Below are 15,934 nucleotides of genomic sequence, written 5' to 3'. Positions count from 1 at the left end.
TTTCAGGCGGTATGGAATCCTCGGGAGTGCAATGGCCGAATCACCTCCCCGCCCCGACGTGCCCGGGGCGGTGCCGGACGACGAACCGGGCCGCCAGCAGGTCGTCGAGGACGGCGGGCCGCCCGGGGGGTTCACCGCCGCCCCGGCGCCGTGGGGCACTTCGCCGCCGTGGTGGTCGGCGGACTCCAGGGACGGGACGGGACCGCAGTTGCTCGCAAACGGCACCGGTCCGCAGCCGCTCGCGGGCGGGACGGGCGGTCACCGCCTCCCCGTCCCGGCGAACGGCACGGGCGGGCATCCGATCCCCGGCGGCACCGGCGGGCATGCCCTGCCCGGCGGCACGGGCGGGCACCCGCTGCCGAACGGCACCGGCCCGTTCGTCCTGCCCGGCGAGAACGGCCCGCAGGGCATGCGGACGCCGCTGGGCGCGGCCGTGCCGGGCGGGATGCCGCCGGAGCGGGAGCGCCGGCAGGTCTCCGGGCTGCTGCTCGGCGCCGGGATCGGCGCGGCGCTGGTCGCGGTGCTGATGGTCGGCGTCCTGGCGTTCAAGCCGGACGAGCCCGCCGCCCGGAAGGGCCCCGGGGCCGCCTCGGCCGCCGCGTCCACCCACAAGATCACCGCCCTGCCGCGCGCGGGCGGGATGGCCAGGGACGCCACCGCGCCCGCGGCCAGCGCGGCCTACCCGTTCGTCATGGCGGCGGTCGAGGCGGCCGGGGTCACGGCGCCCGGGAACGGCATGGCCGTCTACACCGAGAAACCCGTCGGGCGGGTGAGCGTGCTGTTCGTGGGCGGGACGCGCCCGGCCGGCGATCCGGCGGCGTTCCTGCGCAGGCTGCGGCCCAGCACGTTCCTCTCCGGCGAGGAGGGCAATCCCGGACAGAACGGCGGCAAGGCGGAGTGCGGGACGTTCGCGGTGCTCGCCGGGACGCACACCTACTGCGCCTGGGCGACCCGCGACTCCTACGGCGTCGTCGCCTCCGACGTCCCGACCAGGAACCCCGACTTCTCCCTGATGGACGACGTCATGCGCCGGATCCGGAAGGACGTCGAGAAGCCGGCACGGTAGCCGGCGGGCGGAACAGCCGCTCGGTGGAGGCGTCGATCCGGTCGAGGACCAGTCCGGTGAAGTAGACGGTGCCGAGGACGGCCACGCGGTGCCCGAGCGTGGCCAGCGCCTCCGGGGTGACGGCGCCGGAGCCGACGGCGTCCCAGGCCGCCGGCAGCGGACGGGTGAAGCGCAGGTGCGGCTGGGGCAGCCGGACGTAGGTGACGGGCAGGTCGCCGAGCGCCCGGACCGCGCCGTCGAGGTCCTTGTGGTCGGGCAGGCACACGACGGCGTGGTCGACCTCGCCCCAGCGGTCCCGGGCGGCGGCGAGCGCCGCGGCGACGCCCGTCCCGTCGATGGCGGAGTCGATGAGCAGCGTCGTGGCCGTCCCGGGCACCGTGTGCCAGGACATGCGGCCGGGCAGGACGACCGTGGACAGCACCTCGCGCAGCCGGTCCTCGGGGAGATCGCCGCCGACGAGGCGCCGGGCCGCGGCGACGCCGGTCGCGGCGGCGGTGCGCCCGAGCCCGGCGGGCAGCAGGTCGGCGGGGACGCCGCCGTCGCGGATGTACTCCACCGGCCCGAGCACTTCGGCCACCTCGGGGGTCTGGGGCGCCGACACGATCCGGGTGCCGGGGCCCGCCACGCCGCACTTCTCTTCGGCGATCTCCGCCGGAGTGTCGCCGAGGATCCCGGCGTGCTCCAGGAAGATCGGCGTGATCGCGGCCACGTCCGGCGGGAAGAGCGCGACCTCGTCGGACCGGCCGCCCATCCCGGCCTCCAGGACGAGCGCCTCGGCGCCCGCCCGCCGCGCATGGAGCACGCCCGCGAGCGTGAACAGCCCGGAGGGCGACAGGTAGTCGTCCGCCGGCGGGCCGAGCTCCGCCATCGCGCCGCCGAGCCGGGCACCGAGCGACGCCAGTTCCGCCTCGGTGACCGCCCGGCCGTCGATCCTGATCCGGTCCCGGTTGGTGCGCAGGCCGGGGCTGGTGACGGTGCACACGCGCAGCCCGGAGGCGACGAGGAACGCCGACGCGTACGTCGCCGCCGTCCCCTTGCCCTTGGACCCGACCACGGTCAGCACGGGCATGCCGGGGGACAGGACGTCCAGCGTCCCGGCCAGCTCGCGCGCGCGGGCCGGGCTGCGCGTCTCGCCCGGCCGCCGCCGTTCCCATTCCTGGAAGAAGACCTCGTCAGCCCGCATACCCCCATGCTTCCACCGTCCGCCGCCCGCCGACCCGGGTGCGGACGGGGGTGCCGGCCGCGCCGAGTAGGCTCTCAGCGTGAGCCAGGCAACCGAGCCGCTCGACTACCGCGGCGCCGTGAGCGCGATCATGAGCCGCGGCGTCGAGTGGGACATCGACCCCACCCTCGACCGGATCCGCGACCTCGTGGACGTCCTGGGCGAGCCGCAGCGCACGTACCCGGTGATCCACGTCGCGGGCACGAACGGCAAGTCCAGCACCGCGCGGCTGATCGAGTCGCTGCTGCGCGAGCGCGGTCTGCGGACCGGGCTGTACACCAGCCCCGAGATGACCACGCTGCGCGAGCGGATCGCGATCGACGGGGAGCCGGTCAGCGAGGAGCGGTTCGCCGAGGCCTTCCAGGACGTGCTGCCGTACGTGCAGCTGATCGACGGCAAGCACGAGACGCGGCTGTCGTTCTTCGAGGTGCTGACCGCGATGGCGTTCGCCGCGTTCGCGGACGCGCCGGTCGACGTGGCCGTGGTCGAGGTCGGCATGGGCGGGACGTGGGACGCGACGAACGTCGCCGACGGCACGGTCGCCGTCGTCACCCCGATCGGCCTGGACCACACCCGCTACCTCGGCGACACGCTGGAGGAGATCGCCGGCGAGAAGGCCGGGATCATCAAGCCGGGCGCCGTCGCGGTGCTGTCCCAGCAGCCCGTCGAGGCGGCGGAGGTGCTGCTGCGCCGGGTCGTCGAGACCGGCGCCGCGGTGGCGCGCGAGGGCATCGAGTACGGCGTGCTGGACCGCGACGTCGCCGTCGGCGGCCAGCAGATCGGGCTGCGCGGCCTGCACGGCGCCTACGAGGACGTCTTCCTGCCGCTGTTCGGCGAGCACCAGGCGAGCAACGCCGCGACCGCGCTGGCCGCCGTCGAGGCGTTCGCCAGCGGCGCGCCGACCAGGGGAGAGGTCAACCTGGAGGCCGCCACCCGGATCGCGCCCGGCGAGGCTTTCCTCGGCGGCGACGAGGGGCAGCTCGACCCGGCGCTGGTGCGCAGCGGGTTCGCCAAGTCGGCGTCGCCGGGCCGGCTGGAGGTCGTCCGGACGGGCCCGACCGTGCTGCTGGACGCCGCGCACAACCCGGCCGGGATGGCGGCGACCGTCGCCACGGTCACCGAGTCGTTCGGCTTCACCCGGCTGGCCGGCGTCCTCGCCGTCGCCGCCGACAAGGACGTCGCCGGCATCCTGGACCAGCTCGAACCGGTCCTGGAGGAGCTGGTGGTGACGCGCAACTCCTCGCCGCGCTCGCTGCCCCCCGAGGAGCTGGCGGAGATCGCCGAGGGGATCTTCGGGCCGGAGCGGGTGCACGTGGCGGCGCGGCTGGACGACGCCATCGACCGCGCCATCGGGCTGGCCGAGGAGACCGGCGAGTACCAGGGCGCCGGCGTGCTGATCACCGGTTCGGTGGTCACGGTCGGCGACGCCAGGACGCTGCTACGCGTAGGGGAGGGCAGGTGACCGCCATGACCGGGGACGCCGCGGAGGGCGCGCCGCAGCCGGCGGGGCGCAAGGCCCCGAATCCGGTGCGGCGGCTGTACGCCACCGTGCTGGCCTGCGAGGCGATCGTGATCGCGCTGGCGATCCCGGTGGCGATCTCGGTGATGGACGTGTCCGGGGCGACGGCCGGGCTGGTGTGCGGCGGGCTGGCGGTGCTGTGCCTGCTCATGGCCGGGCTGCTGCGGTTCTCATGGTCGTTCGCGGCGGGCACCGTGCTGCAGGTCGCGATCATCGCGACCGGGTTCATGGTGCCGGCCATGTTCTTCCTCGGCGTCCTGTTCGGGGCGCTGTGGGGGACGGCCTTTTGGATGGGACGCAAGGTGGAGCGGCTCCCGGCGCGCTAAATTCGCGGGACGGCACCATTTCCTCCGCCGATCCTTGCGTGCCCGCAGAACACCAATTCCGACATTCTTCTTTATTGGGAAATAGTGCGTTCGGCGGGGGGTGACCTCCGAAGGAGCACACCGTGTCCTCCTACGCCCAGCCCTCCCACGCGCACGACCCGGGCGCCCCGCTCACGGTGCCGGACGGCACCGCCATCGGCGCCGCGCCGGCCCGCCGCGCCGGCGCGCGGCGGTGGAACGCGACGCTGGGCGCGCTGCTGACGGCGGTCACCGTGCTCCCCGCGGTCGTCCTGGTCGTGCCGGACACCACTGCCGGCGTCATGCCCGCCGCCGCACGCGCGCTCGGCCTCGGCGACGCCGGGGTCCCCGCGCTGCTGCGCGCCACCGGCCTGGCGCTTCCCGCGCTGGCGCTCGCCGTCTCGCTCGCCGCCGTCGCCGCGCGCCGCCTCCCCGCGTGGACGGTACTGGCCACCGGCCTCGTCGTCCTGCTCGGCGGGCTCGCCGCCGTCCGGTTCGCCGGCTCGGTGCCCCAGATCGGCGCGATCCGCATCGCGCAGGGCGCCGGCGCCGGGACCGCGCTGCCCGCCTCCCTCGTCCTCGTGTGGGAGCGGCGGAACGCGGCGCTCGCCGCCCTCTGGGCGGGCGTGCTCGCCGGGTCGCTTCTGCTCGCCATGCCGCTGGCGATGCACGCCGTCCCGGCGCCCCGTCCGGGTGCCGCCGCGGGCGACTGGCACGCGGCGCTCGCCCCCATGCCCTGGCTCGCCGGGGTCGCCGCGGCCGCCGCCGTCCTCGGCGTCCTGCTGCGCGGGCGTGTGCCGTGGACGCTGCCGCCGCCGCGCCTCGCCGAAAGGGGACGGCTCGCGCTGCCGTTCGCACCGGTGGCGGCCTTCGCGTTCCTCGCCGTCGTGGCGGCGGACGGCTGGTCGCCGGGCGCCCGCCTGGTGGTCGCCGGGTCGGCGCTCGCCGCGCTCGCCGGCCTCGCGCTGGCCGGCGGCCTGGACGGCGGCCTGTTCGGCTGCGCGGTCGTCATGGTCGCCGCCGGCCTGCTCACCTACCCGCTCGCGGCGCCGCTGTCCGGTCTCGCCGCCGCTGCCGACGCGCCCGGAGCCCGGCTGCCGCCCTTCGCCGCCGCCGCAGTGGCAGCCGTTCTCGGCGCGCTCGTCGCGGCCCGCGCTCGTCCCCGCGCCGCCGTGGGAGCCGGATTCGCCCTGATGATCGTCGGCGTCGGCGTCGGCCTCGGCCTCGGGCTCGGACCCGGGCTCGCCACCGGCTCCACCGGACCCTGGACGCCGTTGCTCCCGCTCGTCCCGCTCGGCATGGGCGCCGGACTCGCCCTCGCCGCCTCGCTGCGGGACGCGCACGTCGGCGCGGCCCTGTTCGGCCTCGCGCTGTGCTTTCCCGCCGTCCTCGCCGGCCAGTTGTCCGTGCTCTCCCTGCAAGCGTCCCGGCTGCATTCGGCGCACTCCGAAGAGCAGCGGCTGGACGCGCTCGCAGGCGGCTACCGCGCCTGGCTCCTCATCGCCGGGACGGCGGCCGTGCTGCTGGCCGTCCTCACCCTGCGCCTCCTCGCCCGGCACGGCCGCGCCGCCGAATCGGCTCCGGTGCCCGAAGACCGGTAGGATTCGCGCGCTCACCCAATCTGAATTCCGCAAGGAGAAACACACGTGTCCGAGCGCACTCTCGTCCTGGTCAAGCCCGACGGCGTCCGCCGCGGGGTCGTCGGCGAGGTCATCTCCCGGATCGAGCGCAAGGGCCTGACGCTCGTCGCGCTGGAACTGCGCACCCTGACCCGGGAGACCGCCGAGGCGCACTACGCCGAGCACTCCAGCAAGCCGTTCTTCGGCGAGCTGGTCGAGTTCATCACCGGCGGCCCGCTGGTCGCGATGGTCGTCGAGGGCCCGCGCGCCATCGAGGCGTTCCGCGCCCTGGCCGGCGCCACCGACCCGGTCGCCGCCACGCCCGGCACCATCCGCGGCGACCTCGCCCTGGAGATCGGCGAGAACATCGTGCACGGCTCGGACGCGCCCGACTCCGCCGAGCGGGAGATCAAGCTCTTCTTCCCCGAAGTCTGAGTCTCCCAGGGGGGAGACCCCCTGGAACCCCGTCAGCGGCCGGCAGGCCGTTTCCCGCTCCGCTGGCGCTCCGCGCGAAACAGCCTGCCGGCCGACACGCGGGCCGGATCACTCCGGCCCGCGTTGCTTTAGCTAAAAGCGGCCTGGTCAGCACTCGTTTTTTGGGCGACGCGCGGCGCGGGTGCCACTGCCCGCGAGCGGGCCCGCACGTTACGATGGACACGCCGCTCTACACGCCCGACAATCATGAAGGGCTCCCTTTCTTCATGGGTAACAAGCTGTCGTTTCTCGGCCGTGACATGGCGGTCGACCTTGGCACCGCGAACACGCTCGTGTACGTCCGGGGACGCGGCATCGTCCTCAATGAGCCCTCCGTGGTGGCGATCAACACCAACACCGGCAAGATCGTCGCGGTGGGCATCGAGGCGAAGCGGATGATCGGCCGCACGCCCGGCAACATCGTGGCCGTCCGCCCGCTCAAGGACGGTGTCATCGCCGACTTCGACGTCACCGAGCGGATGCTCCGCTACTTCATCCAGAAGGTCCACAAACGCCGGCACTTCGCCAAGCCGCGCATCGTGGTGGCGGTGCCGAGCGGCATCACCGGGGTGGAGCAGCGCGCCGTCAAGGACGCCGGGTACCAGGCCGGCGCCCGCCGCGTGTACATCATCGAGGAGCCGATGGCCGCCGCGATCGGCGCCGGGCTGCCCGTCTACGAGCCGACCGGCAACATGGTGGTCGACATCGGCGGCGGCACCACCGAGGTCGCGATCATCTCGCTCGGCGGCATCGTGACGAGCCAGTCGGTGCGGGTCGGCGGCGACGAGCTGGACCAGGCGGTCATCTCCTTCTCCAAGAAGGAGTACTCGCTGATGCTCGGGGAAAGGACCGCCGAGGAGATCAAGATGGCGATCGGGTCGGCCTATCCCGGCCCCGACGAGGAGCCGCACGCCGAGATCCGCGGCCGCGACCTGGTCAGCGGCCTGCCGAAGACCGTCGTGATCTCCGCCGAGGAGGTCAGGCGGGCGATCGAGGAGCCGGTCAACGCGGTCGTGGACGCCGTGAAGACCACGCTCGACAAGTGCCCGCCGGAGCTCTCCGGCGACATCATGGACCGCGGGATCGCCCTGACGGGCGGCGGTGCGCTGCTGAAGAACCTGGACGAGCGGCTCCGCGAGGAGACCGGGATGCCGATCCACCTGGTCGACAACCCGCTCGACTCGGTGGTGCTCGGCACCGGCAAGTGCGTCGAGGACTTCGAGTCGCTCCGGCAGGTCCTCGTGCCGGAGTCGCGGCACTGAACAACCGGCGGCGACCACAGAATCCGGAGGTCGGTGGGTGAAGGACACCCGGCGCACCCGCATGGTCCTCGGCGTGCTGCTCGTCGCGGCCCTCGCGATGATCACCGTGGACTACCGCGGCGGGGACCACTCGCCGCTCGGCGGCCTGAGAAGCGTCGGCGCGGCCGTGTTCGGGCCGGTCGAGCGGGCGTCGGCGTCGGTGGTGCGGCCGGTCGGCAACACCTTCGACGCGATCACCGACGCGCCCGGCGAGAAGCGCCGGGCCGACCGGCTCGCCCGCGACAACCAGCGGCTGCGCGAGCAGCTGCGCTCCACCCGGCTGGACCAGGACCGCGCCGCGCAGCTGCAGCGGCTGCTCGGCTCCGCCGGGATGGGCGGCTACAAGATCCTCGCCGCGCAGGTGATCTCCGCCGGCCAGGGCTTCGAGGACACCGTCACCATCGACGCGGGCAGCGGCAGCGGCGTCAAGCCCGACATGACCGTGATGAGCGCGGACGGGCTGGTCGGCCGGGTCACCCGGGTCGGCCCCGCCACCGCGACCGTGCTGCTGGCCACCGACCAGACCTCCTCCGTCGGGTCCCGCCTGGAGGACTCCAAGGAGATCGGCATCGTGCAGGGCACCGGCCGGCGCGGCCTCGGCGGCGGCGCCACCCCGCTGCGGTTCCAGCTGCTGGACGCGAGCGCGCCGGTGCGGGTCGGGCAGCGGCTCGTCACGCTCGGGTCGCAGGGCGAGCGGCCGTACGTGCCGGGCGTCCCGATCGGCACCGTGGAGCGCATCGACGCCGCCACCGGCGGGCTGACCCGCACCGCCTACGTCAAGCCCTTCGTGCACTTCACCAGCCTGGACGTGGTCGCCGTCGTGGTGGCCCCGCCGAAGACCGACCCGCGCGACGCGGTGCTGCCGGCCAAGCCCGCGCCGCCGCCGTCGCCGAGCCCGACGCCGTCCCCCAGCGGTTCGCCCGGCGACAAGAGCAAGAAGAAGAAGGGCAAGAAGGGGCCCAAGACCGAAGCGGACGGCACCGCCACCCCGTCCGCGAACCCGAGCTCGGGGGGATGACGTGCTGAACCCACCGGAGGCGTCACAGACCGGCCGCGCCCTCACCACCGTGGTGGTGATCGTGGTGGCGCTGATCCTGCAGGTGTCGGTCGCCAACCGGCTGCCGCTGCCCGGCGGCGTCCAGCCCGACCTGGTGCTGCTGGCGGTGGTGGCGCTGGCGCTGGTGTCCGGCTCGATGACCGGGATGGTCACCGGGTTCCTGGCGGGCCTCGCCGCCGACATCGTCCCGCCCGCCGACCACACCATCGGCCGGTACGCGCTCGTCTACTGCCTGATCGGGTACCTGTGCGGCATCGCGTCCGCCGAGATGGACCGGCAGACGCTCGTGCCGTTCTTCGCGGTCGCCGCCGGCGCCCTCGCGGGCACCGTGCTGTACGCGGTGACCGGCATGATCCTCGGCGACCCGCGCGCCCAGTGGGACACCGTGTCGAGCATGGTGCCGCTCCAGGTCGGCTACGACGTGGTCGCCAGCCCGTTCGTCGTGTGGGCGGTGCTGCGCGTGACCCGCAGGTACGAGCGCGGCGAGCGCTCCCGCGGGGACCGCCTGTCGGTGCCCGCCGCCCGCTACCGCGCGATGTCGGGGCGGGGCGGCGGCCTGTGAACCCCAGGACCCACTTCCGGCTCGTCGTCCTGTACGTCCTCGTCGGCCTGCTGCTGCTGGTGCTGATGGGCCGGCTGTGGAGCATGCAGATCCTCGATGGCTCGCACTACCAGCAGCTCGCCGACCAGAACCGGACCCGCGACATCGTCGTCCCCGCCGTCCGCGGCATGATCCTGGACGACCGGGGCGTCCCGCTGGTCCGCAACCGCAGCGCGCTCGTGGTGTCGGTCGACCGGACGACGCTCTCGCGGCAGAAGGACGGCGGCAAGGCCGTGCTGCAGCGCCTCGCCGGCGTCCTCGGCACCACCTACCCCGACGTGGCGAACCGGATCCGGCTGTGCGGCCCGAACGTCAAGCGCCCGTGCTGGCCCGGCTCGCCGTACCAGCCGATCCCCGTCGAGGACCACGTCGACCCCAAGCGCGCCCTGCAGATCATGGAGCGGCAGGAAGACTTCCCCGGGGTGACCGCGCAGGTCCAGGCCGTCCGCGAGTACCCGCGGCCGGACGGGGCGACCGCCGCGCAGGTGCTCGGCTACCTGCAGCCGATCACCCAGGAGGAGCTCGACAAGCGCAAGGGCCTGAAGGTCACCGGCTACAGCGGCGTCGACCTGATCGGCCGGGCCGGGCTGGAGGCCCAGTACGACGCGGCGCTGCGCGGCGAGCCCGGATTCCGCCGGGTGCTGGTCGACAGCCAGGGCCGCGTCACCGGCACCGCCGAGGAGAAGGCGCCCGACCCGGGCGGCAACCTCGTCACCAGCATCGACGCGGGCGTGCAGGGCGCGGCGGAGAAGGCGCTCAAGCACGCGATCGAGAACGGCCGCAAGGGCGGGCACCCGTCCGACGCGGGCGCCGCCGTGGTGATGGACGTGCAGACCGGCCGGATGGTCGCGATGGCGAGCTACCCGACCTACGACCCGAGCATCTGGACCGGCGGCATCTCCCAGGACCAGTACGACGCGCTGCTCGGCAAGAAGAAGGGCGAGCCGCTGATCTCGCGGGTCACCCAGGGCCAGTTCGCCCCCGGCTCCACCTTCAAGATCTCGTCGGTGGCGGCGGCGGTGAACGACGGCTACCCGCTGAACGGCACCTACCAGTGCCCGGGGTCGTTCGACGTCGGCAGCCGCGCGTTCCACAACTTCGAGGGCGAGGCCCTCGGCTCGATGAACCTGCACACCGCACTCGTGAAGTCGTGCGACACGGTGTTCTACAAGTTCGCGTACGAGGAGTGGCTCCGCGACGGCGGCATGCACCCGAAGAAGAGCCCGTCGGACCCGATGGTGAAGATGGCCCGCGACTACGGGTTCGGCAAGGCCACCGGGATCGACCTGCCGAGCGAGTCCGGCGGCCGCATCCCGGACCGCGGCTGGAAGAAGGACTACTGGGACGCCACCAAGAAGGCCGACTGCAAGGCGGCCAAGAGCGGCTACCCCGACGTGCAGAAGACCGACCCGGCGCGCGCCTCCTACCTGAAGGCGGTCGCGGCGGAGAACTGCGTCGACGGCTACGTGTGGCGCGCCGGTGACGCGGCGAACTTCTCGGTCGGGCAGGGCGACGTGCTGGTCACGCCGCTGCAGCTCGTCCGGGCCTACGCGGCGGTGGCCAACGGCGGCAAGCTGGTCACGCCGCGCCTGGGCGTGGCGGTGCTGCGCCCGGACGGCACCGTCGAGCGACGGGTCACCGCGCCGCCGCCCGCGAAGCTGCCGGTCGACCCGAAAGTGCTGGCCTACATCCGGAGCGGCCTGGCCGGGGTCACCAAGAGCGGCACCGCCGCCGGGGCGTTCAACGGCTTCGACTTCAAGAAGGTCGACGTGGCCGGCAAGACCGGTACCGCGGAGGTCTACGGCAAGGACGACAACTCGTGGTTCGCCTCGTTCGGCCCGGTGAAGCACCCGCGCTACGCGGTGATCGTCATGGTCGCCCAGGGCGGGCAGGGCGCCGTGACGGCGGCCCCGGCCGTCCGGGAGATCTGGGAGGCCATGTACGGGACGAAGAAGCAGAAGCCGCTGCTCAAGGACGGCAGGCTCCCGTCGGAGCTGCCGACGGCCCCCGTCGAGGGAGCGGCGCCGTGAGCGCCGCGAGCACGCGGGGCCCTGAGCGGCCGGACGGAGCGGGACGATGCTGAACAGCACCGGAGTCGGATCGGTCGGCGGGTACGGGGACCGGAGCCTGTGGCAGGGCCGGCTCGCGGGGCTGCGCAAGCTGGACTGGCCGCTGACGATCACCGTGCTGGTGCTGTCGGTGGTCGGCGCGCTGCTGGTGCGCTCGGCGACGTTCCAGCTGGCGGTCGAGCGCGGCGACGACCCCGAGGGCTTCCTGAAGCGGCACGTCCTCAACCTGATCATCGGGTTCGCGCTGGGCGGCGTCGTCACCGTGCTGGACTACCGGCTGCTGCGCGCCTACGTCCCGATCCTGTACGCGCTGGCCTGCGTCGGCCTGCTGGCCGTGCTGACCCCGCTCGGCTCCACGATCAACGGCTCGCACTCGTGGATCGTCCTCGGCGGCGGGTTCCAGATCCAGCCGTCGGAGTTCGCGAAGGTCGGCCTGGTGGTGCTGCTGGCGATGATCCTGGGCGAGCCGCGGGACGGGGAGATCGGCCCCGGTCGCCGGGACGTGCTGCTCGCGCTGGCGCTCGCCGGGGTGCCCGGCCTGCTGATCATGCTGCAGCCCGACCTCGGCACCACTCTGGTGTTCATCGCCGTCGTGCTGGGCATGCTGGCGATCTCCGGGGCGCAGAAGCGCTGGCTGGCCGGGCTCGTCGGTGGCGGCGCGGCCGCCGGGGCGGCGGTGTTCTTCTTCGGGCTGCTGAAGAAGTACCAGATCGACCGGTTCACCGCGTTCCTGGACCCGTCCGCGGACCCGCGCGGCGCCGGCTACAACGCCCAGCAGGCCCGGATCGCGATCGGGTCGGGCGGGCCGTTCGGCAAGGGCCTGTTCAACGGCCAGCAGACCGGCGGGCACTTCGTGCCGGAGCAGCAGACCGACTTCATCTTCACGGTCGCGGGCGAGGAGCTGGGGTTCGTCGGCGCCGCCCTGATCGTCGTGCTGCTCGGCGTCGTGCTGTGGCGCGGGCTGCGCATCGCCGGGCAGGCCGCCGACCAGTTCGGCACGCTGGTGGCGACCGGGGTGGTGTGCTGGCTGGCGTTCCAGTCCTTCGAGAACATCGGCATGACGCTCGGCATCATGCCGATCACCGGGCTGCCGCTGCCGTTCGTGTCCTACGGCGGTTCCGCGACGTTCGCCAACATGATCGCCTTCGGTCTGCTCCAGGCCGTGCACATCCGCCGCCGCCCGTTCGATTAGGGTGCCCGATCGACTGACGGCGCGGCTGTAGGCTGGACGTTCATCCCATGTCTGCAGCACGGAGGACATCGCCATGCCTGTCGAGTCGCTCTTCCCGCGCCTGGAGCCGCTGCTCCCGAGCGTGCAGAAGCCGATTCAGTACGTCGGCGGCGAACTGAACTCGCAGCTCAAGGACTGGGACGGCACGGACGTCCGGTGGGCGCTGATGTACCCGGACGCCTACGAGGTGGGGCTGCCGAACCAGGGCGTCCAGATCCTCTACGAGATCCTGAACGAGCGCGAGGGCGTGCTGGCGGAGCGGACCTACTCGGTCTGGTCCGACATGGAGGCCGTCATGCGCGAGCACGGCATCCCGCAGTTCACCGTGGACGCGCACCGTCCGGTCGCCGCGTTCGACGTGTTCGGCGTGTCGTTCTCCACCGAGCTCGGCTACACCAACCTGCTGACGGCGCTGGACCTCGCGGGCATCCCGCTGGAGGCGGCCGACCGCGGCGACGAGCACCCGATCGTGGTCGCGGGCGGCCACGCGGCGTTCAACCCCGAGCCGATCGCCGACTTCGTCGACGCCGCGGTGCTCGGCGACGGCGAGGAGATCGCGCTGGCGATCACCGAGGTCGTCCGGGAGTGGAAGGGCGAGGGGGCGCCCGGCGGCCGCGACGAGCTGCTCCTGCGGCTCGCGGCGTCCGGCGGCGTGTACGTGCCGCGCTTCTACGACGTGACGTACCTGCCCGACGGCCGGATCCAGCGGGTCGCGCCGAACCGCCCGGGCGTCCCGTGGCGGATCGAGAAGCACACCGTCATGGACCTCGACCAGTGGCCGTACCCGAAGAAGCCGCTGGTGCCGCTGGCCGAGACGGTCCACGAGCGGTTCAGCGTGGAGATCTTCCGCGGCTGCACCCGCGGCTGCCGGTTCTGCCAGGCCGGGATGATCACCCGTCCGGTGCGGGAGCGGTCGATCACCACGATCGGCGCGATGGTCGACCAGGGGCTGAAGGAGTCGGGGTTCCAGGAGGTCGGGCTGCTCAGCCTGTCCAGCGCCGACCACAGCGAGATCGGCGAGGTCGCCAAGGGCCTGGCCGACCGCTACGAGGGCACCAACACCTCGCTGTCGCTGCCGTCCACCCGCGTGGACGCCTTCAACATCACGCTCGCCAACGAGTTCTCCCGCGGCGGCCGGCGCTCCGGCCTGACGTTCGCGCCGGAGGGCGGCTCCGAGCGGATGCGCAAGGTGATCAACAAGATGGTCACCGAGGACGACCTGATCCGCACCGTCACGACCGCCTACGAGAACGGGTGGCGGCAGGTCAAGCTCTACTTCATGTGCGGGCTGCCCACCGAGGAGGACGAGGACGTCCTGGCCATCGCCGGGATGGCCAAGCGGGTCATCCAGGCGGGCCGCGAGGCGACCGGCCGCAGGGACATCCGCTGCACCGTGTCGATCGGCGGTTTCGTGCCGAAGCCGCACACCCCGTTCCAGTGGGCCGCGCAGTGCGACCACGAGACCGTCGACCGCCGCCTCAAGGCCCTCAAGGACGAGCTGCGCGGCGACAAGGAGTACGGCCGCGCGATCGGGCTGCGCTACCACGACGGCCAGCCGTCCATCGTCGAGGGCCTGCTGTCGCGCGGAGACCGCCGCGTCGGCAAGGTCATCCGGGCCGTCTGGGAGGACGGCGGCCGGTTCGACGGCTGGAGCGAGCACTTCTCCTACGAGCGCTGGACGGCCTGCGCCGAGAAGGCCCTGGCCGGCGAGCCCGTCGACCTCGACTGGTACACCGTCCGGGAGCGCGACGAGGTCGAGGTTCTGCCCTGGGACCACCTGGACGCGGGCCTGGACCGCGAGTGGCTCTGGCAGGACTGGCAGGACGCCGTCGACGAGACCGAGGTCGAGGACTGCCGCTGGACCCCCTGCTACGACTGCGGCGTCTGCCCCACCATGGGGACGGAGATCCAGATCGGTCCTACGGGAAAGAAACTGTTGCCGCTTTCGGTCGTCTGACGGCGCCCGGCGAGCCGCGAACCCCCGGTGAAACCGGGCTTTTCGGGCCGGTGGCCTGCGTGGGCCCGGCCGGTCCGGGGACGGGCCCCGGCGCAACGATGCCCGCCGACCCGTACTCTATAGAGAGACGTTGATTTTCGACTCGGCACGAGTAGGAAGGACCAGAACCCTGGCACCCATGCCGGAGGGTCCGGCGCCGGCCCCCGTGATCCAGCGCCTGCGCGTGCGCTATGCCAAGCGCGGCAGGCTGCGGTTCACGAGCCATCGCGACATTTCCCGGGCCGTGGAACGCGCCGTCAGGCGCGCCGGGATCCCGGTCGCGTTCAGCGCCGGATTCACCCCGCACCCGAAGATCTCGTACGCGGGTGCGGCGGCGACAGGGGTGGCCAGCGAGGCGGAGTACCTCGAGATCGGGCTCACCGAGACCCGCGACCCTGCGCGGGTGCGGGCCGATCTCGACGCGGCCCTGCCCCCCGGCCTCGACATCCTGGATGTCGTGCCGGCCGGGACGGGACGCGCCGGGGAGGCGGCGGCGAAGCCCGCCGCGTTCGCCGATCGGCTCGAGGCGTCCGAGTGGCGGATCCGGCTGGACGGGGTGTCGCACGACACCGCCGCCGCTGCCGTGGCCGCCTTCACGGCCGCCGGCGAGATCGAGGTCGAACGCCTCACCAAGAAGGGGCGGCGCCGGTTCGACGTGCGCGCTGCCGTGTCCTCCTGCGAGCTGGACCGGCGCGCCGCGGAGGCGGCGGATGCCCCTTGTGCGATACTTCGAATGGTTGTTCGGCATTCCACACCCGCCGTACGACCCGACGACATCCTCACCGGACTGCGCCAGGTCGCCGACCTCGCGCCGCCGTCACCGCCACTGGTGACCAGGCTGGCGCAGGGGCCCCTGGACGCGGCCACCGGTGGACTCGCGGATCCCCTGGATCCCGACCGGGAGACCGGTCCGCCGTCCGGCGACGGAGCCGGGGCGGACGGCGGCGCACGGCCGCAGCCCGGGGACGCCGCGAGCGCGGATGCCGTCAGCGCCTGATCGTGAGACCGAAGCCGTGGCGACACGGAACCGGTCCCGCAGGGGACGGCGGGCGCACCCCCGACGACTTCGTCGTCACGACCGGACCACCGTCCGGCGGTGACGACGCCGATGACTGACGGAGCGCTCCCGCGCGGCGCACGGCACGGACCGCCCCCTGGCGGAACGAGCGGTCGCGCCCGGGAGCCTGACGGGAGATTGCCCGGATGCTTGATAACGAAGCCGATGCGGCCACCGCCGAAGGCACCGACGAACAGACCGATGGCGCCGCGACTGGGAGCGCGGCCACCGAGAGCGGCCCGGAGAGCGGCCCGCAGAACGAGGCCGCCTCGGGCGTGACGTCGCGCCCGCGGCGCCGCGCGAGCCGCCCGGCCGGCCCGCCGCCCGACGTCGAGGACGCGCCCGCGGCCGAGCCCTCCGCGGCCGCCGCGTCCGAGC

14 protein-coding genes are annotated in these 15,934 nt (G+C 73.4%); 13 read left to right on the top strand and 1 reads right to left on the bottom strand.

Annotated elements, in window-relative coordinates:
* Positions 1–31: 31 nt before the first annotated feature.
* Positions 32–1,066, top strand: coding sequence for a hypothetical protein (locus tag ABD296_RS12700; RefSeq protein WP_344265393.1), 1,035 nt, complete (start codon positions 32–34; stop codon positions 1,064–1,066).
* On the opposite strand, the gene ABD296_RS12695 is transcribed toward ABD296_RS12700, so the two are convergent.
* Positions 1,023–2,249: a folylpolyglutamate synthase/dihydrofolate synthase family protein gene (locus tag ABD296_RS12695; protein ID WP_344265390.1), complete on the bottom strand. Its 1,227-nt coding sequence runs from the start codon at positions 2,247–2,249 to the stop codon at positions 1,023–1,025. The genes ABD296_RS12700 and ABD296_RS12695 overlap by 44 nt on opposite strands.
* 130 nt (positions 2,250–2,379) lie before the next feature.
* Between ABD296_RS12695 and ABD296_RS12690 the strand changes: the two genes are divergently transcribed.
* From ABD296_RS12690 to ABD296_RS12635, 12 genes are all read left to right on the top strand, one after another.
* The gene (locus tag ABD296_RS12690) at positions 2,380–3,750 is read left to right on the top strand and encodes a bifunctional folylpolyglutamate synthase/dihydrofolate synthase (protein WP_344265638.1); all 1,371 of its coding nucleotides are present in this window, start codon (positions 2,380–2,382) and stop codon (positions 3,748–3,750) included.
* A gap of 5 nt (positions 3,751–3,755) precedes the next feature.
* A complete protein-coding gene (locus ABD296_RS12685; RefSeq protein ID WP_344265635.1) occupies positions 3,756–4,133 on the top strand; it encodes a DUF4233 domain-containing protein in 378 nt (125 codons plus the stop codon).
* 122 nt (positions 4,134–4,255) lie between these two features.
* Positions 4,256–5,752 carry a hypothetical protein gene (locus ABD296_RS12680; protein WP_344265387.1) on the top strand — a complete coding sequence of 499 codons (1,497 nt, stop codon included), beginning with the start codon at positions 4,256–4,258 and terminating at the stop codon, positions 5,750–5,752.
* A gap of 45 nt (positions 5,753–5,797) precedes the next feature.
* Positions 5,798–6,205 (top strand): nucleoside-diphosphate kinase, encoded by a 408-nt coding sequence (ndk, locus tag ABD296_RS12675; RefSeq protein ID WP_344265384.1) that lies wholly within the window; start codon positions 5,798–5,800, stop codon positions 6,203–6,205.
* Between the two features lie 266 nt (positions 6,206–6,471).
* Positions 6,472–7,506, top strand: coding sequence for a rod shape-determining protein (locus tag ABD296_RS12670; protein ID WP_407061470.1), 1,035 nt, complete (start codon positions 6,472–6,474; stop codon positions 7,504–7,506).
* 37 nt (positions 7,507–7,543) lie between these two features.
* Entirely contained in the window at positions 7,544–8,563 is a 1,020-nt protein-coding gene (mreC, locus tag ABD296_RS12665) for a rod shape-determining protein MreC (protein WP_344265381.1), read from the top strand.
* Between the two features lies 1 nt (position 8,564).
* Entirely contained in the window at positions 8,565–9,164 is a 600-nt protein-coding gene (gene mreD / locus ABD296_RS12660; protein WP_344265378.1) for a rod shape-determining protein MreD, read from the top strand.
* On the top strand, positions 9,161–11,233 hold the full coding sequence (mrdA, locus tag ABD296_RS12655; RefSeq protein WP_344265375.1) for a penicillin-binding protein 2: 2,073 nt from the start codon (positions 9,161–9,163) through the stop codon (positions 11,231–11,233). The genes mreD and mrdA overlap by 4 nt, the downstream gene beginning before the upstream one ends.
* Before the next feature lie 46 nt (positions 11,234–11,279).
* Positions 11,280–12,464, top strand: a complete 1,185-nt coding sequence (gene rodA, locus ABD296_RS12650; protein WP_344265372.1) for a rod shape-determining protein RodA — start codon at positions 11,280–11,282, stop codon at positions 12,462–12,464.
* Positions 12,465–12,537: 73 nt separating this feature from the next.
* Positions 12,538–14,460 (top strand): TIGR03960 family B12-binding radical SAM protein, encoded by a 1,923-nt coding sequence (locus tag ABD296_RS12645; protein WP_344265369.1) that lies wholly within the window; start codon positions 12,538–12,540, stop codon positions 14,458–14,460.
* Positions 14,461–14,638: 178 nt separating this feature from the next.
* Positions 14,639–15,496, top strand: coding sequence for a TIGR03936 family radical SAM-associated protein (locus ABD296_RS12640; RefSeq protein WP_344265366.1), 858 nt, complete (start codon positions 14,639–14,641; stop codon positions 15,494–15,496).
* 206 nt (positions 15,497–15,702) lie between these two features.
* Positions 15,703–15,934: hypothetical protein (locus tag ABD296_RS12635; protein WP_344265363.1), on the top strand; the 232-nt coding region annotated here is incomplete at its 3' end.

Origin of the sequence: Actinomadura napierensis (assembly GCF_039529375.1) — a bacterium.
Lineage (GTDB): Bacteria > Actinomycetota > Actinomycetes > Streptosporangiales > Streptosporangiaceae > Spirillospora > Spirillospora napierensis.
Note: the sequence above shows the minus strand (reverse complement) of the source record. Positions and strands in the feature narration are given on the sequence as shown.